17 protein-coding genes and 4 tRNA genes are annotated in these 23,177 nt (G+C 67.8%); 11 read left to right on the forward strand and 10 right to left on the reverse strand.

Translation table 11 applies throughout. The annotated features are described in order from the left end of the window. Positions 1–17: 17 nt before the first annotated feature. Complete coding sequence (locus FDA38_RS24145) at positions 18–3,035, reverse strand: NACHT domain-containing protein (RefSeq protein WP_137256344.1); 3,018 nt, start codon at positions 3,033–3,035, stop codon at positions 18–20. Between the two features lie 99 nt (positions 3,036–3,134). Here FDA38_RS24145 and FDA38_RS24150 point away from each other — a divergent pair, with 99 nt between their 5' ends. Then, entirely contained in the window at positions 3,135–3,479 is a 345-nt protein-coding gene (locus FDA38_RS24150; RefSeq protein WP_137256345.1) for a VOC family protein, read from the forward strand. Positions 3,480–3,549: 70 nt separating this feature from the next. Beyond that, positions 3,550–5,139: a phosphodiester glycosidase family protein gene (locus tag FDA38_RS24155; RefSeq protein ID WP_137256346.1), complete on the forward strand. Its 1,590-nt coding sequence runs from the start codon at positions 3,550–3,552 to the stop codon at positions 5,137–5,139. Positions 5,140–5,209: 70 nt separating this feature from the next. On the opposite strand, the gene FDA38_RS24160 is transcribed toward FDA38_RS24155, so the two are convergent. Both FDA38_RS24160 and FDA38_RS24165 read right to left on the reverse strand, forming a co-directional pair. Then, entirely contained in the window at positions 5,210–5,620 is a 411-nt protein-coding gene (locus FDA38_RS24160) for a hypothetical protein (protein WP_137256347.1), read from the reverse strand. Further along, positions 5,617–6,309, reverse strand: coding sequence for a GntR family transcriptional regulator (locus FDA38_RS24165; RefSeq protein WP_233714883.1), 693 nt, complete (start codon positions 6,307–6,309; stop codon positions 5,617–5,619). Before FDA38_RS24165 ends, FDA38_RS24160 begins: the two co-directional genes overlap by 4 nt. Positions 6,310–6,431: 122 nt before the next feature. Here FDA38_RS24165 and FDA38_RS24170 point away from each other — a divergent pair, with 122 nt between their 5' ends. The 8 genes from FDA38_RS24170 (at position 6,432) to FDA38_RS24205 (ending at position 18,106) form a co-directional block, all read left to right on the forward strand. Further along, positions 6,432–9,146 carry a UxaA family hydrolase gene (locus FDA38_RS24170; RefSeq protein ID WP_233714884.1) on the forward strand — a complete coding sequence of 905 codons (2,715 nt, stop codon included), beginning with the start codon at positions 6,432–6,434 and terminating at the stop codon, positions 9,144–9,146. An 80-nt stretch (positions 9,147–9,226) separates the two neighbouring features. Next, positions 9,227–10,051, forward strand: a complete 825-nt coding sequence (locus FDA38_RS24175) for a fumarylacetoacetate hydrolase family protein (protein WP_233714885.1) — start codon at positions 9,227–9,229, stop codon at positions 10,049–10,051. Beyond that, positions 10,048–11,499 (forward strand): aldehyde dehydrogenase (NADP(+)), encoded by a 1,452-nt coding sequence (locus tag FDA38_RS24180; RefSeq protein ID WP_137256350.1) that lies wholly within the window; start codon positions 10,048–10,050, stop codon positions 11,497–11,499. Before FDA38_RS24175 ends, FDA38_RS24180 begins: the two co-directional genes overlap by 4 nt. Further along, positions 11,496–13,274 carry an IlvD/Edd family dehydratase gene (locus tag FDA38_RS24185; RefSeq protein ID WP_233714886.1) on the forward strand — a complete coding sequence of 593 codons (1,779 nt, stop codon included), beginning with the start codon at positions 11,496–11,498 and terminating at the stop codon, positions 13,272–13,274. Before FDA38_RS24180 ends, FDA38_RS24185 begins: the two co-directional genes overlap by 4 nt. After that, complete coding sequence (locus FDA38_RS24190; protein WP_137256351.1) at positions 13,274–14,575, forward strand: nickel pincer cofactor-dependent isomerase, group 22; 1,302 nt, start codon at positions 13,274–13,276, stop codon at positions 14,573–14,575. The genes FDA38_RS24185 and FDA38_RS24190 overlap by 1 nt, the downstream gene beginning before the upstream one ends. After that, a complete protein-coding gene (locus tag FDA38_RS24195; RefSeq protein WP_137256352.1) occupies positions 14,575–15,441 on the forward strand; it encodes a U32 family peptidase in 867 nt (288 codons plus the stop codon). The genes FDA38_RS24190 and FDA38_RS24195 overlap by 1 nt, the downstream gene beginning before the upstream one ends. After that, positions 15,438–16,811: an FAD-binding oxidoreductase gene (locus FDA38_RS24200; RefSeq protein WP_137256353.1), complete on the forward strand. Its 1,374-nt coding sequence runs from the start codon at positions 15,438–15,440 to the stop codon at positions 16,809–16,811. The genes FDA38_RS24195 and FDA38_RS24200 overlap by 4 nt, the downstream gene beginning before the upstream one ends. Further along, complete coding sequence (locus FDA38_RS24205) at positions 16,808–18,106, forward strand: alpha-L-fucosidase (protein WP_170989848.1); 1,299 nt, start codon at positions 16,808–16,810, stop codon at positions 18,104–18,106. Before FDA38_RS24200 ends, FDA38_RS24205 begins: the two co-directional genes overlap by 4 nt. On the opposite strand, the gene FDA38_RS24210 is transcribed toward FDA38_RS24205, so the two are convergent. The 7 genes from FDA38_RS24210 to FDA38_RS24235 all read right to left on the reverse strand — a co-directional run bounded on the left by FDA38_RS24210 (position 18,086) and on the right by FDA38_RS24235 (position 22,558). Next, a complete protein-coding gene (locus FDA38_RS24210; protein ID WP_137256355.1) occupies positions 18,086–19,999 on the reverse strand; it encodes a heparinase II/III domain-containing protein in 1,914 nt (637 codons plus the stop codon). The two genes, FDA38_RS24205 and FDA38_RS24210, sit on opposite strands and share 21 nt — an antisense overlap. A gap of 161 nt (positions 20,000–20,160) precedes the next feature. Continuing rightward, positions 20,161–20,355, reverse strand: coding sequence for a hypothetical protein (locus tag FDA38_RS24215; RefSeq protein WP_130442383.1), 195 nt, complete (start codon positions 20,353–20,355; stop codon positions 20,161–20,163). A 28-nt stretch (positions 20,356–20,383) separates the two neighbouring features. Next, positions 20,384–21,574, reverse strand: coding sequence for an RtcB family protein (locus FDA38_RS24220; RefSeq protein ID WP_233714887.1), 1,191 nt, complete (start codon positions 21,572–21,574; stop codon positions 20,384–20,386). A gap of 29 nt (positions 21,575–21,603) precedes the next feature. Beyond that, a tRNA-Gln gene (locus FDA38_RS42350) sits at positions 21,604–21,676 on the reverse strand. Positions 21,677–21,710: 34 nt separating this feature from the next. Then, entirely contained in the window at positions 21,711–22,157 is a 447-nt protein-coding gene (locus FDA38_RS24225) for an HNH endonuclease (protein ID WP_137256356.1), read from the reverse strand. Positions 22,158–22,317: 160 nt separating this feature from the next. Further along, a tRNA-Arg gene (locus FDA38_RS24230) sits at positions 22,318–22,391 on the reverse strand. Positions 22,392–22,482: 91 nt separating this feature from the next. Then, positions 22,483–22,558, reverse strand: a tRNA-Pro gene (locus FDA38_RS24235). Between the two features lie 534 nt (positions 22,559–23,092). Here FDA38_RS24235 and FDA38_RS24240 point away from each other — a divergent pair. Beyond that, positions 23,093–23,168 (forward strand) — tRNA-Thr (locus FDA38_RS24240). Positions 23,169–23,177: the final 9 nt, after the last annotated feature.

The following is a 23,177-nucleotide window of genomic DNA, read 5'->3' on the forward strand; positions in this document are numbered from 1 at the left end:
CTGGGGCGAGATCGGCCCTAGTCCAGTTCCACCAGTTGAGGCGGACTCTCCGAGAGACGGACGATTTCGTCCGGTAGGTGCCCGGGTTGTGCCGGACGCCGGCGGTAAGTGGTAACAAGCAGCCGCCTGAACTCGGAAGGGAGGCGAGCGAACATCTCGCCGAGCCAGATCGGTAGCGCGTCGTTCAGCCGTACCTCGTTCGCCTGAGACATCAAGGTGGCCAGCAGCCAGTAAGCAGTCGCAATCTCCGGAGCCGCAGGCACGGTTTCGTTGACCAGCCGTTCGAAGATCCGCTCGATCGGTACCAGATCAGAGGAATTGATCCAGACCTCGATTCGGCTGGCCGACAGGTCTTCGACGGCAGCGATGAAGCGGAGGCTGAACGCCCTGAGGCGCGCCTCGATCCAGTCCGCCGTCGGGCTTCCGTCGAGCAGCGGTTGAAGCCTCGGCACGGTGTCGAGGTTCACGAAGTTCGACACCAGGATGGAGTCGCGGGCGACGAACAACTGCCATGGCAGTTCGTCGAGCACGTCGTCGCCGACTGTCATGCCGCGCGCGACCGCCGCCAGTACGGTCAATGGCCCGCTGTCATAGAGCGATTCCGTGGCGTCCTGGGCATGCAGCTTGCTGATCAGATCCTGGGTCTGTGCGACGACGTCCTCAGTCGGCCGACCCGCGAGGCGAACCAGGGCCGGTAGGCAGGCGAACAGGCGGTACGACGGCCCGCGCTGAACATCGGGCTTGTTGATCAGCTCCCAGAGCTCCTCGATGAGCTGTTCGACCACCCGCATCGCATCGGGGAACTGCGAGACCAGATTCAGCAGCAGGAGTTCTCCATGGAACGGAGAGATGTCGTCCGGGCTCTGCGGGTCGCCGGCGACCTTGCCGAGGGATTCCTTGAGCGCTCCCGGCAGATCCTCGCTGGATGCGGGCAGATCACGGTCCTCCCAGTAGGACCAGCGGATCGAGAAGGCCCGGATCTCGCGGTAGTCCCGGCCGGGATTCTGTGACTGGAGATAGGTTCGGAGTACCTGTGACGTGAGCCGTTCGACCGCTCTTGGGGTGAGCAGCCCGAACTCGCGGAGACGGAGGGCGAACGCCGTCAGCATGTAGCGGCGTTTCTGCGTGGACTGGCCCGCCCGGCGGCACAGCTCCAGAACGAACCGCTCGGCCCCGCGATGCTGAAAGCTGTCGAGGACCGCGACCGATACCTCACCGATGACCTCCCACTCGGCGATCTCCAGGTGAGGGGCGAGCTTGGCGAGCAGTTCCTTGGGGCCGCCGGCCCTGCGAACCAGCTCCACCGCGGCGAAGTACTCGAGGAAGGTTCGATGGGTGAATGCGAAGATCGGCTGACTGGTCGGTCCGGAAGACAGGTCGGTGATCAGCCAGGCTCGGCCACGCCACAGCGAGACCAGCTCCTGCGCGGCCTCGCGGGCGGCGAGGACATCCGGAAGGCGCTGCTCCTGCCAGAACCTGGTCAGCCTCTGTACCAGCGCTGCCTCGGTGACACCTTGCTGGCGCTCCGCGCTCTGATAGATCCACAGGGCGATCTCACAGAGCGCGATCTTGGCGTCGGCCTTGAACGCCGGCGGAGTGTCGATGCGGCGCAGCGCGTCCCAGCGATCGAACAACAGGGCAGCACACTTCTCGTACAGTTCCGGTCGATTCTCCGGGATCGATCTCTCGCCCATGTAGATCGCGCAGAGCAGACTCAGCATCAGCGGGTTCGCGCGCAGGTCCGGGGCGTGCTCCTCGGACTCTGCGACGAACGAGTTCACCCGCTGCTCCAGCACCTGCGAAGTAAGACGCGCGTCGATCCGGAACCACGACTCGCAGTACCGCCGGATCTGATCGTCGGAGAACGGCAGGATCCTGAAATGGGTGAAGTCCGTCCTCGACAACGAGGCGATGTCGTAGCCGACCGAACGCGAGGTGACCACCATGGGTGTTGCGGCATAGAGACTCGCGAAGGCCAGGACCGAGTCCTTGACGGCTGCCCGGGACGTCCCGTTGACCACCTCGTCCAGACCGTCGAACATGACGACGGCCCGCCCACTGATGAGGAGCCACTCGATGCAACCGGGCGGCGGGACCAGCTGGTAGTCCTCCGCCATGCAGCTCTCGATGTGATCGAGGATCCGGCGCGGATCCCGCGTCTTGGCGTCGTTGTACCGGCGGAGCTCCACCAGGAACGGGACCCGTGCGTTCTGTTCCGTTGCACTGCTGGTCTCGTGCATCAGGTGCTGGATCAGGGTCGACTTGCCGGCCCCTGGATCCCCGAGGACGACGGTCCGCGCCGACAACTCGAACACGTCCCGTAGATCAAGGCGGTCAGAGTTTGCGACCGAGTCCCAGCCGCCGTCGATCGCCTGCAGATCAGGTGCGACATAGACGTCCTGCAGCCGGATCGACCGCTGCTGGTCGAGTTGTGCCAGCGTGAGGATCTCGGTCTTCTGCTGTACGAGGTTGCGGTACGAACCGACGAACGCGGCGAAGTCGACCAGGTTCAACTTCGACTGCAGTGCTTGCGCGAGTAGCTCCCGGTTGGCGGCTTGTTCGAGGTAGGACTTGGCTCCGTCTCCGGTACCTCGGCTGAATCGGCTCTTGGCGTTGCCGTACAGACCTCGCGCGGCCGCCAGCAGACCTGCGGTGATCGCTCCTGCGACCGCCGGCATGTCATTCGGGTGCGGGGCGATCGTCAGGATCAGGGCGGCTCGAACCTCGGCCCGGAACTTGCTCTGGATCGACTCCGTGTCGCCTCGCATCAGCGTGACCAGGAGTGCGGCCTCGGCGAGGTGCTGTGCCTCGGGAGACTGGCGCAGGAAGTCGCCGATCCGGGTCAGCAGCTCAGGCGAGAGGTCGTGGTCCTCGAGTTCGGCCTGTACGGTGAGGTTCACCGCACCCCGTGACCAGGTCTGTTCGCTGACCGGCTCGCCGACAGGCAGGAGCGCGGCCAGCATGCCGGCGCCCCTGCTGACGGCGTTGACCACCAGCCCGAGGGCGAACTCCCCGATGACCTCATGCGGCGACATGGTTCGTCCTCACGGTCGGTTCCTGCAACGGCAGCAAATCTATTCGACGCGCAGATGTGCCGGCAGGCTCCGCCGCTCGCGGCGCGGCTACGATCCGGTATGGCTTTGGATCTGTTTGCAGGGGTTTCTGTCAGGGACTACGGGATCGCGGTTGCGTGGTACGAGCAGTTGTTCGGTGGGCCGCCGAGTTTTCTGCCTAATGATGTTGAGGCGGTGTGGGAGCTCGGCGAGCATCAGTTCCTGTACATCGAGGTGGTGCCGGAGCATGCGGGGCATGCGCAGCACACGTTGTTCGTCGAGGACTTCGAGGGAGTGCTGCGGGGGATCGCCGAGCGCGGTCTTGTGCCCGCAGCACGGGAGACGTACGAGAACGGCGTACGGCATGCGACGTTCTTCGACCCGGACGGGAACGAGGTCTCGTACGGCGGTGCGCCGTTGGAGTGACGTTTGTTGTTCAAGAACACGACGCTCCGCTCAGGTTGCGACAGCGGAGGGCGGAACGTAGGAACGTCCTATGACCCTGCGACGTCTGGGCCTGTCCGCCCTCTGCATCTCCCTGACCCTTGGTGGCACGACTGCTGTCGCCACCCCGCCGACGCAGCATCTTCCGCTCGGCCCGGACAACCTCACCGAAACCCGCGACTCCCGCACGCAGCAGCCGGGTGTCACGCTGACGACGATCGTCCGCGGCCAGACCGACGCCAAAGCCGGCTGGACCGTCGAGATCGCGATCCCCTCCTCCTCACCCGATCCGGACGCGCCCGCGGCCGCGATCTCCGACCAGGCCGGCGCGAACAAGGCCGCCGACAAGCTCCGCGCCGCGGGCCTCGAGCCGCGCGTCGAGGATGTGCCGACGCCGCGGCTCGCTGACGCGGGTGGGGGCAACCTCGGGTACCGCGTTCGGCTCGGGCTGTTCGCGAACAAGGTCGACGCCGATGCCCTGCGTACCAAGGTGATCGCGGCCGGGCTCAGCGGATCGAGCATCTACACCGGGTGGGACGGCGAGCCCGACGACATCGCCGGCTCGACCGGTCCTTGGCACGTACAGGTGCTGACGATCGACCCGAAGAAGTTCCGCGGCACGCTCGATGCGACGTACGGCTCGGATATCGAGCAGCGCGAGACGACCACCACGCTCGCGACGCTGACCGGCGCGACGGCTGCGGTCAACGCCGGGTTCTTTGTGCTCGACCCGAAGTCTGGAGCGCCTGGCGATGCGGCCGGTGTTGGGGTGTACGACGGGCGGCTGGTGAGCGAGGCGACCAATGGGCGGCCGGCGCTTGTGCTCGGTCCGCGTGGCACGTCTGTCGACCGGTTCACTTGGCGTGGGTCCGTTCGGGGCGTTGGGGCGTCGTTGCCGCTGGACGGACTGAACCGGGTGCCGGGGTTGATCCGCAACTGCGGCGGTACGGCGGACGACCTGCCGACCGCGAAGCCGATGCACGACACCACCTGCACCGACGCGGACGAGCTGATCGCGTTCGACGAGTCGTACGGCGTAAGCACGCCGAGCGGACCGGGTGCTGAGGTGCTGCTCGATCGGCGGGGGATCGTCACCGCGATCCGTACGACGACCCGCGGCGGGGCGATCCCTGAAGGCGGGCGGACTGTGCAGGCGATCGGCAACCTCGTGGGGCCGCTGCTGGCTGCGGCTAAGGTCGGTCGCCCGCTGTCGATCCGCTCGACGCTGCTCGATGATCGCGGGCGTCCGGTGTCGCTGTCCCGCCGTACGACGATCGTCAACGGGGGACCGGAGTTGGTCCGCAACGGGCGGGTGTTTGCCACCGCGGCCGCGGACGGGATGGTGCAGGACACGCCGAGCTTCTACTACGGCTGGGTCCACAAACGAAACCCGCGCACGATCGCCGGCGTAGACGACCACGGCCGCACAGTCCTGATCACCGCCGACGGCCGCAACGTGAACAGCCTCGGGCTGTCGATCTCCGAAGCTGCCGCGGTAGCCAAGTCCTTCCACCTAACCGAAGCCATCAACCTCGACGGCGGCGGCTCCACCACAATGGTTGCCAACGGCAAAGTACTGAACACCCCATCAGACGCCACCGGCGAACGCCCGGTCGGGGACGCCCTGGTCATCACGAAGTAGCCGACGCGCTCGCACGCGGGGGTGACCAGCCGCCGCGTGCCCCCGCAGCCGACCCTCGCACGGGGCCTCTTCAGTCGCGGGCGGCGATTCGGTCCAGGTTGGTCCAGGGGAGGACTCGTGCGGCGACGACGGTTCGGTGCTCGAGTTCGGCGTGTAGGAGTCGATGCACCCCGTCCAGGATCGTGAGCCGGTCGTCGGGTCGGCGTACGACGTCCAGCGGATGGCTTAGATCGGCGGCCAGAGTGCGTTCGTACTGGTCGCGGTACGTGACCGGAGCCGCCGCCACCTGGTGGGGCGTGAGTTGGAACGGGCGGTCGGCGTACGCCCAGAACGGCAGGTCGAGATGATGGGCCAGGTCGGTGACCGGCAGCTCAATCACCGGCAGGTCGAGGGCGTGCAGGAGGTCGAGGTCCCAGTGGAAGTCCAGGATGTACGCCGTCAGCTCCGGCGGTACCGCCAGCGGGAACGGCCGTCGCGTCATTCGTAGATGCGGCGCAGTCGTAGCGTCATCGAGTTTTCGATGTGTTGGGTCATGGCCGCCTCTGCGCCGGCCGGGTCGCCGGACGTGATTGCCTCGACCAGCATCCGGTGTTCGGTCAGGACCTCGGGGCCGATGTCGCGGTTGTAGTGCAGGCGGAAGATGTGTAGGTGGCAGTGGGTGCGTTCGAAGGCGAGGCGGACCTGTTCGCTCCCCGATAACGACGTGATCAGCGTGTGGAAGCGGTTGTCGTGGGCGGTGAGGGACTTGTAGCCGGCGTAGTCGATTGATGTTGGCTCGACTGCGTTTGCCAGTTCCGAGCGAAGCCGTTCGATCCCCGACGGAGAGATCAGTTCGGCGGCGCGCCGCGCGGCCCACGGTTCGAGGAGGAGGCGGAAGCGGTACAGGTCGTCGAACTCGTCCAGCGTCAGCAGCGGCGTCGCTCGGTAGCCCTTCAGTGGCTCCTTGACCGCCAGGCCCTCCGACTCCAGTCGGGCCAGCGCCTCCCGGACCGGCGTCGACGACACCTGGAACTCGCGCGCCAACCCGTCGATCGAGATCCGCGCCCCGGGTCTGATGACGTGGTCCATCAGCATCGTCTTGATGGCCTCGTAGACGTCGTCGGCGAGCATCTGCCGCCGTAGGACCCGCCGGTCCACCTGCGCCTCCATCGGCCCCAACGCGTCAGCCATCAGCTGTCTCCGGAATCTGGTCGCGCCCTTGACCCCACCGGTCAGGTTTCGGCAGGGTAACACTGGTAATCATGCATCATGCACGATTCCGCCCAGAGCAAGCTATGGGAAGGCGCGAACGAATGGTGAGGTTCGAAGAGGTCGGCGTTCTGCCCGAGCCCGGGGACAACGTCGCGATCGCCTCCCGGCGGCTGGAGGCCGGTACCGAGGTCGAGTTGGACGGTACGACGGTGACGCTGCCACACACCGTGCTCGAAGGCCACCGCTTCGTGGTCACCCCGACCGGCACCGGTGACGCGCTGACCTCGTGGAACACCGCGTTCGCCCGCGCCTCCCGCGACCTGGTCCCCGGTGACTATGTGTGTACGCCGACCAGCCTCGCCGCCGTCACCGCCCGCGGCGTCGAGGGCCTGCCGGCAGAGCCGTCCGCGACCAACGAGCCCCTCGACCCGTACGAGCTGGACGAGTCCGCGCTCAGCTTCGGTGCCCAGGTGACCAGCGTCGAGCAGCCCGGCACGTTCCTCGGCTACCCCCGCGAACTTGGCCCGGCCGGCACGCGCAACCACGTCGTACTGATGGCGACCAGTTCGCGCAGCAGCGGGTTCGTCACCGAGCTCGCGCGGCGCTTCGACGGCGCGGCGGCCGGCGACGGCGTCGTACCGGTCGCGCACACCGAGGGCGGCGAGGACGACGTACCGAACAACCTGCACTTCCTGCTCGCCACGCTGGCCGGCTTCACGCTGAACCCGAACGTCGGCGCCGTCCTGATCGTCGACACCGAGGGCGACGTCGTCTCGGGCCGGGCGATCAAGGATTTCATGGCCGAGCACGGCTACCCGTCGATCAAGGTCCCGCACGCGTTCTTCACCCGGAAGGCCGGTTTCGAGCACGACCTGACGATCGCGGGCGCGCTGATCGAGCCGTGGCTGCCGGTCGTCGACGCGCAGCAGCGCGAGGAGGTCCCGCTGGCGGATCTGAAGATCGCGTTGCAGTGCGGCGGCTCGGACGCGTTCTCCGGCATCTCGGCGAACCCGCTCGCCGGTCAGGTCAGCGCTGAGCTGATCCGGCACGGAGGTACCGCGGTGCTCGCGGAGACCGACGAGCTGATCGGCGCCGAGCCGTACGTACTGAAGAACGTCCGCGACCTCGCGACCGCGAAGAAGTTCCTCGCCACGATCAAGTCGTTCAAGGAACGCGTCGGCTGGCACGGCCACACCGCCGAGGGAAACCCGTCCGGCGGCAACGTGTACCGCGGGCTGTACAACATCGTGCTGAAGTCGATCGGTGCCGCGCGCAAGCTTCCGCGCGAGGTCCGCCTCGACCACGTCATCGAGTACGGCGAACCGCTGCCCGGCAACGGCTACATCTTCATGGACAGCCCGGGTAACGACCTGGAATCGGTGGCCGGTCAGATCGGCAGCGGCTGCAACCTGATCTTCTTCACCACCGGCAACGGCTCGATCACCAACTTCCCGTTCGTGCCCACGCTCAAGTTCGTCACGACCAGCGCCCGGTACGAGCGGTTGCATGCCGAGATGGACGTTGACGCAGGCAAGTATCTGACCGGTACGCCGATGGCGGACCTGACCGCGGACACGTTCGGCCTCACGATCCGGGTCGCCTCCGGGGAGAAGAGCGCGGGCGAGCGGGCCGGCCACAGCCAGGTGTCGATCTGGCGGAACTGGAAGCAGGTCGGCCCGGTCGAGGGGATCTCGATCACCACCGACGGCCGGATGAGCCGCAAGCTGACCGACCTCCCGGCCGAGGATCGCGACGCCCCGCTCGACGGCCTGCCGCACACCGGGCTGACGTCGGACGCAAAGACCTCCACGGAGCTACTACGGGTCGACGACAGGTTGGTGCCCGAGGCGGTCGGCCTGATCCTTCCGACCAGCCTTTGCTCCGGCCAGATCGCGCTACGCATCGCAGCCCAGGCGGAGCTGGAGAAATGGGCCGGGAACGCCGTCACCCGGATGGTCGCTCTCCCGCACACCGAGGGCTGTGGCAGCAGTGGTGGCGCGTCCGAGGAGACGTTCGCGCGGATCATGCTCGGCTATCTGCTGCATCCGAACACCCGGATGGCGCTGCTGCTCGAACACGGCTGCGAGAAGACCCACAACGACTACTTCCGCTCGCGACTCGTCGAGGCCGGCGCCGACCCGTCCCGCTTCGGCTGGGCGAGCATCCAGGCGGATGGCGGTCTCGATGCAGTCGGCGAGAAGGTGAAGGACTGGTTCAGCAGCTTCGACCTCACCGCTCCGGCTGACGAGCGCGGGGACCTCGGTGCGCTTACCGTCGGCCTAGAAGCGCGAGGTTCGTTCTCGGATGCGACTGCCGAGGCGTTCGCGTTGATCGGCCGCGAGATCGTGGGCTCGGGCGGTTCCGTCGTACTGTCGTCGCGTGGTGCTCTGCTTGCGCATGACGGGTTCCGTACTGCGGCGTTCGGGTCGGCGGATCCGGTCGGGCCGACTGTCGCGCACGGGCAGCGGCTCGCGGCGCCGGGTTGGCACGTGATGCGGATGCCGGGGACGGACTGGATGGAGACCGCGACCGGCTTCGGCGCGACCGGTGTCCAGCAGGTCCTCGCGCATGTTGCCGGCGGCACCTTGTCGGCGCAGCGGTTCGTACCGGTCGTTGAGTTCAGCAACGACCCGGAGACGGTCGCGACGTACGGAGACGACCTGGACGCGGTCGCCACCGGTGACGCGGCCGAGCAGGCGCGGATCGGGCTCGACACCATCGCCGCGGTCGCCAGCCGCCGGCTCGTCCCCAAAGCAGTTGCCTCCGGCAATGTCGGTTTCCAGATCACCCGTGGTCTGCTCGGTACGTCGATGTGAAAGGCCTGTCAATGCACTTGGTCCGTTATCTGTCCCCGATCGACGGTCGCCCGATCCCTGGTGTGCGCACCGGAGACACGGTGGCATCGCTTCCCGGCATCAACACGTTCGCGGAGCTGCTGCAACTCCCGCTCGAGGACCTGCAGGGCGCGGTCGGGAAGCTGGGGGAGGGCGAGCCGGTCGAGGGGCTGAAGTTCCTGCCGCCGCTCGACGGCCGTGGTGAGGTCTGGTGCGCGGGTGTGACGTACGAGCGGTCGCGCGGCGCCCGGATGGAGGAAAGCACCGAGCAGTCGGTCTACGACAAGGTCTACAGCGCCGACCGGCCCGAGCTGTTCCAGAAGGCGCCGGCCTGGCGGGTCGTGGTGGACGGCGAGCCGGTCGGGATCCGGTCCGACTCCGGTCACGACGTACCGGAGCCGGAGCTCGCGGTGGTTGCCAACAGCCACGGTCAGATCGTCGGGTTCACGGTCTGCAACGACATGAGCTCGCGCTCGATCGAGGGCGTCAACCCGCTGTACGTACCGCAGGCGAAGCTGTTCGCGGGCGGCTGCGCGCTCGCGTCGGGGATCCGCCCGGTGTGGGAGGTTTCCGATCCGAAGAACCTCGACATCCGGTTGGTGATCGAGCGTGACGGCGCGGAGGTGTTCGCGGACACCACGTCGACGGCGAAGCTGGTGCGGGATCTCCAGGACCTGATCGACGTACTGTTCCTGCCGAACGACTTCCCCGACGGCGTGATCCTCGCGACCGGGACCGGCATCGTTCCCGAGCTGGACTTCGCGCTCGCCGAGGGCGATGTCATCACGATCACGATCGACGAGGTCGGCACCCTCACGAATACCGTGGCCGTAGGCCGGGAACCGTTCGCGTTCCTCGCCACCGACAACCTGGAGGGAACCCGATGACGCAGGACACCACGCCGGCCGAGCTCGAGCAGGCACTGGCTGCGGCTTCCGCGGCGGCTCCCGCGTTCGGCGCCTCCGAGCCTGCCGTCCGCGCGGGCTGGATCCGGGCGGTGGCCGATGCACTCGACGCCGCGTCCGACGAGCTGGTCCCGATCGCGATGCGCGAGAGTTCGTTGCCTCAGGCCCGGTTGACCGGCGAGGTTGCCCGCAGCACCGGCCAGCTGCGGATGTTCGCGGACGTCCTTGAAGAAGGCTCGCTGCTGGAAGTCATCATCGACACGGCCGACGCGCAGGCCAAGCCCGTACCGCGGCCCGACCTGCGGCGCGTACTCGTGCCGCTCGGCCCGGTCCTGGTATTTGCCGCCAGCAACTTCCCCTTCGCGTTCAGCGTCTGCGGCGGCGACACCGCCTCCGCACTGGCGGCCGGCTGCCCGGTCATCGTCAAGGCGCACCCCGGCCACCCGGAGCTGTCCGCGCGGACCGCCGAGGTGATGATCGAGGCGCTCAAGACCGCCGGCGCCCCGGACGGAACGTTCGGCCTGATCGCCGGCTTCGACGTCGGCGTCACCGCGCTGAAGGACCCGCGCATCACCGCAGCCGGCTTCACCGGCTCGGTCCCGGCCGGCAAGGCGCTGCACGAGATCGCGGTCACCCGCCCCGAGCCGATCCCCTTCTACGGCGAACTCGGCAGCCTCAACCCGGTTTTCGTCACCCAAGCGGCGATCGATGCCCGTGGCAAGGACATCGCCGGCGGGTACGTCGGTTCGTTCACGCTCGGCGTCGGACAGTTCTGCACCAAGCCCGGCCTGCTCTTCCTGCCGACCGGCCACGGCCTGCAGGAGCAGCTCGTCGAGGCAGTCGGCGGAGTCGCCGATGCGCCGATGCTCAACGATCGCATCAAGGACGGCTTCAGCTCCGGCCTCGACCGCCTCGAGAAGGTCGATGGCGTCCGAGTCTGGTCCGCCGGTGCCGCAACCCTGTTGCAGACCACGGTCACCGAGCTGCTCGCCCGCCGCGACGAGATCCTCGAAGAATGCTTCGGCCCCGTTTCGATCGTCGTCGAGTACGACGGCATCGACCAGCTCAAGCAGGCTGTCGAAGCATTCGAGGGCAACCTCACCGCGACTCTTCACGCGGAGGACGCGGACGCCGACCTGGCCCGCGAACTCCTCCCGCTCCTGACCGCCCGCGCCGGACGCGTGCTGTGGAACGGCTGGCCGACCGGCGTTGCCGTGTCCTGGGCACAGCACCACGGCGGCCCGTTCCCGTCGACGGTCGGCTCGATCCATACCAGCGTCGGCGTGACGGCGGCGCGGCGGTTCCAGCGTCCGGTCGCGTACCAGGACGCTCCCGATGCGGTGCTGCCCGACGTACTGAAGGACTCGAACCCGGCCGGTATCAGCCGCCGGGTGAACGGGACCGTGACCACAGACGAGGTGACGCGATGAGTGACGAACCGACTGTTGACGAGCCGGATGCGCCGATCGGACGGCGGAGTTTCGACCACTGGTTCGGTGAGAAGGGCCGCAACGGCTTCATCCACCGCTCCTGGATGAAGGCGCAGGGCTTCACCGACGAGGTGTTCGACGGCCGCCCGGTGATCGGTATCTGCAACACCTGGTCCGAGCTCACGCCCTGCAACGCGCACCTGCGCCGGCTCGCCGAGTCGGTCAAGCGCGGTGTCTGGCAGGCCGGCGGGTTCCCGTTGGAGTTCCCGGTCATGTCGCTCGGCGAGACGCTGCTGCGCCCGACCGCGATGCTGTTCCGCAACCTGCTCAGCATGGACGTCGAGGAGTCGCTGCGCGGCAACCCGATCGACGGCGTCGTACTGCTGACCGGCTGCGACAAGACCACGCCGGGCTCGATCATGGGCGCTGCCAGCGTCGACCTGCCGACGGTCGTCGTGACCGGCGGTCCGATGTTGAACGGTAAATTCCGCGGTTGCGACATCGGCTCGGGTACGGCGGTGTGGCGGTTCACGCAGGACCGCAACGCAGGCCGGATGACCGAGGAGGACTTCGCGGCGGCCGAGTCCGGCATGTCCCGCAGCAACGGGCACTGCATGACGATGGGGACGGCGTCGACCATGGCCTGTATGGCCGAGGCGCTCGGTCTGCAGCTGACCGGCTCGGCGGCGATCCCGGCCGTGGACTCGCGGCGGTACTCGATCGCGCAGCAGGCCGGCCAGCGGATCGTGAAGATGGTCGAGGAGGACCTCAAGCCGAGCGACATCCTGACCCGCGACGCGTTCGCCAACGCGGTCCGGGCCAACGCGGCGATCGGTGGTTCGACCAACGCTGTCATCCACCTGCTCGCGATCGCGGGCCGGGTCGGCGTCGAGCTCACGCTGGACGACATGGACGAGTGGGCCCGCGGCGTACCGTGGCTGGTCGACCTGCAGCCGTCGGGCAAGTACCTGATGGAGGACTTCTACTACGCCGGCGGCCTGCCCGCGGTGATGAAGGAGATCCTGCCGCTGCTCAAGGCGGACGCGATCACGGTCACCGGCAAGACCATGGGCGAGAACGTCGCACAGGCGCAGCGGACCGACTGGAGCGGGCAGGAGGGTGCGCCGCCCGTCGCCGTCATCCGTCCGGTCGGCGACCCTCTCGGCAGCGGCGCGGGGACCGCCGTACTGAAGGGGAACCTGGCGCCCGACGGCGCTGTGATCAAGCAGTCCGCGGCGTCCGAGAGGTTCATGCAGCACCGCGGGAAGGCGCTGGTGTTCAGCAGCATCGAGGAGTACGACAAGGCGGTCGAGGACCCCGATCTCGATGTCGACGAGGACACAGTGCTCGTCCTGCAGAACTCGGGTCCGCGCGGCTATCCGGGGATGCCCGAGGTCGGCAACATGACGATCCCGCGCAAGCTCGCGGAGATCGGCGTCGACGACATGGTGCGCATCTCCGACGCGCGCATGAGCGGTACGGCGTACGGCACCGTCGTACTGCATGTCACGCCTGAGGCGGCTGTTGGTGGACCGCTGGCGCTCGTACGGACCGGTGACTGGATCGAGCTCGACGTCGCGGCCCGCCGGCTGCATCTCGACGTGTCGGACGAGGAGCTCGAGAAGCGCCGCGCCGACTGGCAGCCACCCGCTCCGCAGACGGACCGCGGTTGGGCTCGCCTGTACGTCGACCACGTGACCCAGGCCAACCAGGGCTGCGACCTGGACTTCCTGGTCGGCCGCACCGGGTCAGCGGTCGGACGGCAGAGTCACTGATGAGCTGGGGACCCTTCGAGGCCGTCCGCGGGCTCCGGCCGTCCGGCACCCTCCCACAGGTGACGCCGATCAGGCGGATCCTGTCGGACGTGCAGACCTCGGCCGATCCGTACGCCGAAGCACGTGCCGCGCTCGAACCGCTCCGGGATCGGATCCTGCCCGACGCCCGGATCGCGGTGACTGCGGGCAGCCGGGGCATCCGCGATCTCGTGCCGGTGGTGAAGGCCGCCGTCGACTGGCTGAAGGATGTCGGCGCGGCGCCGTTCGTGATCCCGGCGATGGGGTCGCACGGTGGCGCGACCGCGGACGGGCAACGCGAGATGCTCGAAGGGCTCGGCGTCACGCCCGAGTCCATCGGCTGCCCGATCGAAGCGACGATGGAGACCGTGGTCGTCGGCACGCTCGACGACGGCACCGAGATCCACCACGACGCGATCGCCGCGAAGGCTGACGGCGTACTCATGGTGAACCGGGTCAAACCGCACACCGACTTCCACGGGCAGATCGAGAGCGGGATCGCGAAGGTCCTCGCCATCGGCCTCGGCAACCATCGCGGTGCCGCGTCGTTGCACGCCGGCGGCATCCCGTCGCTGGGCGGCAACATTGAGGCCGCGGCCCGGATGGTCGTTGCACAGGGCAAGATCCTCGGCGGCCTCGCGATCCTGGAGAACTCGCTCGACGAGACCGCATCGGTCGAGTTCGTCGAGTCCGACGGGATCGCCGGCGCGGCCGAGAACGCCTTGCTGCAAAGGGCGTCGAGCATGCTCGGGCGGCTGCCGTTCGACGAGCTCGACGTACTGGTGATCGATGAGCTGGGCAAGGACAAGTCCGGCGCCGGGATGGACACCAACGTGATCGGCCGGTGCTGGGTGCACGGGATCCCGGAGTTCGAGTCGCCCTCGATTGCCACGATCAGCGTGCACTCCCTGTCGCCGGCATCGCACGGGAACGCGTCCGGGCTCGGCCTGGCCGATGTCATCCCGGCGCGGCTGCTGGAACAGATTGACCTCCGCGCCAGCTACGTGAACGCGCTGACGTCCGGCGCCGGAGGTGCGCGGCGTTCGCGGCTGCCGATGGTGATGGAGGACGACGAGGCCGCCGTACTCGCGGCCGTGACGATGTGCGGGCGACGGCACTGGTCCGAGCTGCGGCTGGCCCGGATCAAGGACACACTGTCTCCGCACGAGCTGATGGTGACGCCGGCGCTGCTGAACGAGGCGGCCGAGCGTTTCGACCTGGAGATCACCGGTACGGCGCGCGATCTGACGTCGGCCGGGAGCCTCGGACCTTGGAGCGAGTGATGAACCTTCGCGAAGCACGTGCCCTGCTTGCCGATCGCGGCTTCGGACCGGGAGACAGCTCGACCAGGACGTTCCCCGACGGATCGCCGTACAAGGTCGAGATCCCCTCCTGCGAGGGGCCGCGGGTGATGACTGCGGTGCTGGAGGAGGCCAAGTCGCGCGGCATCACGATCGACCGGGTCTCGCAGGGCAGCGGCGTGATGATGCTGACCGACGGCGAGATCGAGGAGATGCTCTCGCTCGGCGCCTCCGCGGGTGTGGAGGTGTGTCTGTTCCTCGGGCCGCGCGGCGCGTGGGACATCGGTGGTCAGGCGAAGGTCTCGGCCGCGGTCGGCGGTGTTGCTCGGGGCAACGATCAGGTCGCGGCGTCGTTGTGTGACGCGTTCCGTGCGGTCGAGCTCGGCGTACGGAGTCTGCTGGTCGGCGACATCGGCGTACTGGAGCTGCTCGGCGCGTTGAAGATCGAGGGCGAGCTGCCCGCGGATCTGGTGCTGAAGACGTCGGTGCTGATGCCGTTGCCGAACGCACCGACTGCCCGGCTGTACGAGCGACTCGGCGCAACCAGCCTGAACGTGTCGACGGACCTGCCGGTGCCGGTGCTCGCGGAGATCCGCTCGGTGACGACGGTCCCGATCGACATGTACATCGAGGTCCCCGACGACCAGGGCGGCCACGTCCGCTTCTACGACGTACCGGAGATCGTCCGCGTCGCCGCGCCTGTTTACTTGAAGATGGGCCTGCGCAACGCGCCGAACATCTACCCGGTCGGAGCGCACCTCGCCGGTACGGCGGAAGCCCTCGGGCGGGAGCGTGTCCGGCGAGCGGAGTTGATCCTGCGGCTGCTCGCCGAACAGGATGAGGCATGACCGATGCGCTCGTAACCCGGCTCCGATCCGCGTTGGGCGACGCGGCCGTCGTCGATGACCCCGATGTGCTGGACAGCCATCGGCACGACCACGCGACGTTCTCGCCGGCCGGCGTACCGCGGGTGCTGGCACGGCCGACCTCGACCGCCGAGGTTGTCGAGGTCCTGCAGGCCGCTCGGGACTTCGGCGTACCGGTTGTCACGCAGGGCGCGCGGACCGGGTTGTCGGGGGCGGCCAACGCGATCGACGGCTGCTTGCTGCTGTCGACCGCGCGGATGAACCAGATCCTCGAGGTCTCGGTCGAGGACCAGGTCGCCGTGGTCCAGCCGGGGGTGGTGAACGCGGATCTCTCCCGGGCCGTGCTGGAGAGGGAACTGTTCTACCCGCCGGATCCGTCGTCGTGGGAGATGTCCACGATCGGCGGCAACATCGCGACCAACGCGGGCGGCTTGTGCTGTGTGAAGTACGGCGTGACGTCGGACTTCGTGCGCGGTCTGGAGGTCGTGCTCGCGTCGGGCGAGGTCGTTCGCACCGGTCGCCGGGCGGCGAAGGGCGTCGCCGGGTACGACCTGACCCGATTGATCGTCGGCTCCGAAGGCACGTTGGGCGTGGTCACGGAGGCGACGCTGTCGTTGCGTCCGGCGCCTGAGGCCGCGCTGACGGCGGCTGCGACGTTCCGCTCGATCGAGGACGGGATCGCGGCTGCCGCGGCGGTGATGGCATCGGGACTGCGGCCGTCGTTGCTGGAGTTCCTCGACCAACCGACGGTGCGGGCGATCCAGGACTACCGCGACATGGGTCTTCCGGGTGATGTCGGCTCGATGCTGCTCGCCCAGTCCGATCGCGGGCCTCGTGCGGCCGACGACGTTGCGCGCATCGCGGCGATCTGCGTAGAGCACGGCGCGATCGAGGTCGCGGAGGCGTCGGACGTCGAGGAGTCGCGGATGCTGCTCGAGGCGCGGCGGCTGGTCAACTCCGCGCTGGAGCCACTCGGGACCACACTGATCGACGATGTGTCCGTACCGCGTTCGCAGCTGGTTGCGTTGCTGCGTGGCATCGCCGAGATGGGCGACAAGTACCAGGTGCTGATCTGTTGCCCAGGGCACGTAGGCGACGGGAACATGCACCCGACCGTGGTCTTCGACCGCAACGATCCGGCTGCCGAGGAGCGCGCGCTGGAAGCGTTCGGCGCCGTGATGGAGCTGGGTCTCCGCCTCGGCGGTACGATCACCGGCGAACACGGCATCGGCACGTTGAAGGCGCGTTGGCTGGAGACCGAGCTCGGGCCGGTCGGACTCGAGCTGCACCGGCGGATCAAGCACGCCTTCGACCCGGACAACCTGCTCAACCCCGGGAAGGTACTGCGGTGATCGATCCGTCCGAGATCCGTCCGTCGGCGAGGCAGGTGGCGTGGCAGCGGCAGGAGCTGACGGCGTTCGTGCATTTCGGGCCGAATACGTTCACGGATCTCGAGTGGGGGACCGGCGTGGACGATCCGGCGGTGTTCGACCCGTCGGACCTGGACTGCGCTCAGTGGGTCGAGACCCTCGTGGCCGCGGGGTTCAAGAGTGTGATTCTGACGGCCAAGCACCACGACGGCTTCTGTCTGTGGCCGAGCAAGTACCTCCCGCATACCGTTGCCGCGAGCCCGTATACCGGTGATGTCGTGGCCGAGCTGTCAGAGGCGTGCAAGGCTGCCGGTCTTGGCTTCGGGATCTACCTGTCGCCCGCGGATCTCTATCAGGAGAAGGCGCCCGGCGGGTATTACGGCAACGGCAGCCCAGCGGTCGAGTCGGTCATCGGCGAGTTCACGTACACGGTCGACGACTACAACCGGTTCTACTTGCAGCAATTGCACGAGTTGCTGACGTCGTACGGGCCGATCGCCGAGGTCTGGCTCGATGGCGCGAATCCGACCAGCAGCGCGCAGGCGTACGACTACGACGCCTGGTTCGATCTGATCCGGCGGCTGGCGCCCGACGCCACGATCGCGATCGGCGGCCCGGATGTGCGGTGGGTCGGGAACGAGGACGGGTTCGCGCGCGAGACCGAGTGGAGCGTCGTACCGTTCGCCGCCGGTCAGATGGTGGCCGAGCAGACGGCGCCTTCCGTTGCCGGACCCGATGAGCTGGCGCAGGCCGACGAGTTGCGGTGGTACCCGGCAGAGGTCGATGTGTCGATCCGGCCGGGCTGGTTCTACCACGCGTCCGAGGATGCGGCGGTGAAGTCGTTGCCTGAGCTACTGGACATTTACCGCAAGTCGGTTGGGCGCAACGCCGTACTGCTGCTGAACATCCCGCCGGACCGGCGTGGACGGTTCGCTGACCCGGATGTGGCTGCGCTCTTGGAGTTCGGTGCGGCCATTCGGGAGTACTACGGGACCGATCTGGTGCTGCCGGCAACGATCAACGTGCTGGACCTGCGCGAGAACATCGAGGCTGGGCAGCAGGTTGAGGAGTTCGCGGTCGACGCGCTGATCGACGGTTCGTGGGCGGAGATCGCTCGCGGCACGACGATCGGGTATCGCCGGCTGCTCACGTTGCCCGAGCCGATCGCGCCTGCCGACGTACGCCTCCGCATCCTCGCCAGCCGGGCCGAAGCGGCGGTTTCATTGTCCGTCCACTTCGACCCGGTGCTGGCTCAGTCAGCTGAGGCGGGAGATTGAGCCGCCCGCGGTGATGCCGATCGACGTGCGTACGCCGGCCACGGTCAGGTCGACGACGTACGTCGTACCGGACCAGCGGGTCGCGTACGTGACGGCGCCGGTGGCCTTGACCGGTGCGATGAACGACAGGATCGACGCCGTGGTGCCGGAGCGGGCGAACATCAGGGTCGGCGCCGACAGCCGGGTGTTGATGTTCGGGTAGGTCCAGCCCTGGATCGGCTTGGTCTGCGCCTGCTTGAGCAGGATCGCGCCGGGCGGCAGTGCCTGCCGGTACGGGACCTGGAACAGGATCGTCCGGGTGTCCTCGCCCGCCTTCGATGCCAGGGCGGTCGTCCGCGAGTACACGGTCGCCTTCTGGTCCGCGGGCAGGTGCCACAGGGTCTGGAACTGCTGCGCGGTCTTCGACGACGCACGGTCGAGCGTGACGATCAGGTCCGGGTTGTTCAGCACCAGTACGGCGCGGACGCGGCTGATGCCGGGCCCGGGTACGTCGGAGAACTCGAAGAAGTCGGCGCCCGGCTTCACCTGGGACCTGGTCAGCTTGGTCGCGGGCAGCGTGTCGGCCGAGAGCGGCGTAGTCATCGCGCTGCTGGCGAACGGGCTCTTCGCCCAGGTCCGCCAGACGTCGTTCTGGTACCCGGCGTGGCCGCCGTCGATCAGGATGTCCCGCCCGCGGGCGGTGTAGGTGAGCGACGTGTGGTCGCTGTGACCGTGCAGCTGCCGTGTCGGCCCGTACCTGATGCTGTACGACGACTGGCCCGCGAAGTTGCCCCATCCGGAGCGGCCGAAGACGTAGCCCGCGGAGAACATGCCGACGCGGTCGGTCGGGGCGACCCCGGTGGCGCCTTGCGAGCCGGCGTACTCGAGCGGGGTGCCGGCGACGGGCGCCGTACGGACGACCTCGGAGTCGCCGATCTGGTGCAGGTTGCCGAGTGAGTTCGTTGCCAGGGCGAGCCAGTTGGCCAGGAGCGTGCGGCGCGCGGTGATCGTCGTACCGGGGTCGGCGCCGCAGGCTCGCAGTACGTCGACGGCTCGGCCCCACAGGGAGTAGTTGAACTGCGCGTAGGCGGTCGACTGTTCGTTGGTCGAACCCTCGGCATCGATCGAGGTCGTGATGCCGGCGTTGAGGCGCTGCTGGGCGAGCGTCATGTAGTCGGTGCGGTCGAGCGTGCAGCCGACGCCGAACAGCGCGATGCTCTCGTCGGTGCCGTGGTTCCAGGCGCCGCTCCAGTTGTTGACCAGGAACTTCGCGTGGTCGAGCAGCGCCGCGTCGAGCCAGGCGTACTGCGTCGGCAGCGTGGTCACGTTCAGCCCGGCGAGGACTGCTTGCCGGGTGCAAATGATCACGTTGGTGCGATGCATCGTCGACTCCCAGGCGCCGACGTCACCCTTCCAGGAGTACGGATTGTCGCGGACCCAGTCGTGGACGATCGTCGTCACGTGGTCGATCGCGGCGGTGTCGCCCTGGCTGGCGGCCGTGATTCCTTGGCCCAGCCAACGAAGCGAGTGGAACCACATGTACCAGCTGGGATTGCCGTACGGGTTCAGCTTCCAGTTGATGTTTCCCTTGCCGTCGCCAACCTTGTACGGCTTGAACCCGCCCCAGGTATAGGTGTCCTGCATCACGGACGACAGCGGTGTTGCGTCGTCGACCGTGCTGAAACCCGGGCAGGTGTAGGTGCCACCTGCCGCCGTGGTGATCGCCTGGGCGCTCTTCGCGGCCACCGCGGTCGCCGGGACCACGTTCGTTGCCCCTGGCACGAACTGCGCCGCCTCAGGCTCCGGTAGATCCGCGGCGATCGCGATCCCCGGCCCGGTCTGAGCCGTCGCGACACCGGTGGTGCCGGCAAGGCCCGCAGTAACGAGCCCGAGCACCAGTAACCCTCTGATCATGCATTTCCCCACCCACTCGCCCGCGGCCCCCCGGCCGGCGGTGACAGACCTGTACAACCGCCACGATGGTCAGCCGGTGGAGAAAGTTGCGATGAGTTCTGGTGAGTTTGATCAGCCGCCCGCCGTCTCCCCTGACGACGACGGGCGGCGTAACCGAGTGACTACTCTTCGACGGAAACGACGCGGATCCAGTCGGAGCAGTCGGCCTCACACCACACGTGATCACCCGCGTGCGCGATCCGATCACGCTGGACATGCCCGCAGGCGAGCTGAACCCGCCGCAACGCATGCCCCTGCTTCACCGGAGCACCGGTCCTACCGCCGGGCACCCGCTTCCTGTTCCTGAGGTCGGCCATAGCCGGTCCTCCTCTCATTTGTTGTTGTTCAGCCCTTCACGCAGATGACCTGCTTGAGGTGGGCTACTACTTCGACCAGGTCGGCCTGAGCGGCGATGACCGAGTCGATGTCCTTGTAGGCGGCGGGGATCTCGTCGATCACCCCGGCGTCCTTGCGGGACTCGACGCCGCTGGTCTGGGCGACCAGGTCGTCGACCGTGTAGCGGCGCTTGGCCTCGTTGCGGCTCATCCGGCGGCCTGCCCCGTGAGAGGCCGAGTAGAACGAGCGTTGCGAGCCGAGTCCGCGAACGACGTACGAGCCGGTGCCCATCGACCCCGGGATCAGCCCGAGGTCCCCGAGCCCTGCGCGGATCGCACCCTTGCGGGTGACGAGCAGGTCGAGTCCGTCGATGTGCTCCTCGGCCACGTAGTTGTGGTGGCACGAGATCGGCTGCTCGAACTGCACCTCGACGGCGAACGAGTCGCGCACCGCCTGCATCACCAGTGCGAGCATCACCGCGCGGTTGCGGGCGGCGTACTCCTGGGCCCAGGTGAGGTCGCGACGGTACGAGTCCATCTCCGGCGTACCGGACAGGAACACGGCCAGATCACGGTCCGGAAGGTCCGCGTTGTGCGGCAGCTCCCGGGCGATCCGGATGTGTCGCTCCGCGAGCTCCTTGCCGATGTTGCGGCTGCCGGAGTGCAGCATCAGCCAGACGCGGTCCTCGTCGTCGAGGCAGACCTCGATGAAGTGGTTGCCGCCGCCAAGCGATCCCATCTGCTGCTTGGCCTTGCGCTCGCGGTCCTGCACCCCGTCGTGCAGGCTCGTGAACGCACCCCACAGCCGGTCCCACGGGCGCGGGTCCAGGCCCAGCCGACGTACGCCGACCGTGTCCTTGTGAGCCCGGAAGCCCACAGGTACGGCGGCCTCGATCCGGGAACGGATACGCGACAGGTCGTCCGGCAGATCCGAAGCCGTCAGCGAGGTCAGGACACCTTCCATCCCGCACCCGATGTCGACCCCGACCGCGGACGGCGACACGGCCTGGTACATCGCGATCACGGACCCGACGGTCGCGCCCTTGCCGAGGTGCACGTCCGGCATGACGCGAACCCCGTGCACCCACGGCAGTGCGGCAATGTTGCGCAGCTGCTGCAGGGCCCGCGCGCCTACCTCGTGCTCGTGCGCCCACATCAGTGTGGAGTTCTTGGCCCCACTCAACTCGATCGGAAACTCCACGATTCCCCTCCTTGTTCGACGGCATGCAGCTGCCAGGGCAGGGCTCGAACCTGCGGGGCCTCGGGTCAGAACCGAGGGTGGGTCACCGTCGCCCACCTGGCATCGCGCGCCGCCGCGACACCGGATGGGTGTTGCGTCAGAGCGCTAACTCGGCACGGGAAGGGATCCAGGGCTGCCACAGCAGTGGCATGCCGGCCTCTTCCGGTGTTCGCGAGCCCTTCTTCTCGTTGCACTCGGAGTGCGCGGCGACGGCGTTCAGCCACTCGCCGCGTCCGCCCCGTGATCGTGGGACCACGTGGTCCATGGTGCTGGCGCCGGGCTTACCGCAGTACGCGCAGAGGTACTTGTCGCGCTTGAGTACGCCGGCGCGGGTGTACTGCAGCCGTCCCGATGCGTACCGCCACTTCATCACGACGTAGCGGACCAGACGCAGGACGCGGGGGAGGGGGAACGGTCCGATGCTGGCGCCGTCGTGGGCTTCCTCGACGACGGCGACCTCGCGGACGAGCATCCGGATGGCGTGCGGGATCGACACGACGTGCAACTGCTCGTACGAGGCGTTCAGAACGATCACACCGCTCATGTGGTTCCTCCTCCCTTCCAGTGTGCCCGACCGGGCCGCGCCGGGTCGGTGATGTCGGTGTCGGGTCAACAGATGTTCACTCAGGGTGTCCGGCGGGGCTCGAACCCGCTTTCTCCGGGGCCACGTCCCGGTGCATCGCCCGCTTCTGCTTCGGACACAGCACGCCCGGCAGGATTCGAACCTGCACCCCCCGGCTTCGTAGGCCGGTGCTCTCTCCGGTTGAGCCACGGGCGTCCGGTGCCCTGCGCCGGATGTACTGCGGATTTCCGTCACAGGGCACGCTTGCGGCGCCCGCTCGGCCGGTAGCAAGCATCCTGCGGGCGCCTGGTCCAGCTGGGAGGACTCGAACCTCCGATCTCCTCAACCCAAATGAGGTGGCCTTGCCGCTGGCCTACAGCTGGTAATTCATGAATTCAGTTGTCAATTGTTCGTGCCGGTATCCGTGAATACCGAATTGATTGCATGCGTAGCTGACCCGGATTCCGGGCAAAAGAAAAGAGCCGCCTGCTGCCGGCACCCGGCTCAGACGGCTCCTGGAGGTCTCCCCAGTCGGAGACTACCCAGGCGAACCGCCCGCCCACGGGCCCGGCTCGATGCTGAGCCGGTGGTATTCGAAGGTGTTGTCGGTGCCGGGCCGCGCACATGCCGACAAAACCATGCGGCCACGCCGCCAGGTCTTTGTCAGGGTGCTTGCGCCGGTCACGATCTCTCCTCAGGTTCTGGTCCTTGCGGGGAATAGTCTGACCCATCCCGCTGTGGGACGTCAACGCATTTCCTACAGCATTTATTCCGCCGCTTATTCCGTCGCCCGTCCGACGTACGCCGCCCCACCCCGGTTCCCCACCCGGGTGATCCACCCCACAGCCCCACCCCTCCGCGCCGGAACCGATTCGGAATCCTCCCCCCACTCCCGCTACACTCTTGCCTCGGCACCCGCCGCCTTAGCTCAGTCGGCAGAGCGTCTCACTCGTAATGAGAAGGTCGTCGGTTCGATTCCGACAGGCGGCTCCACCAGACCCC

It is taken from the genome of Kribbella jiaozuonensis, from assembly GCF_005233875.1.
GTDB lineage: Bacteria > Actinomycetota > Actinomycetes > Propionibacteriales > Kribbellaceae > Kribbella > Kribbella jiaozuonensis.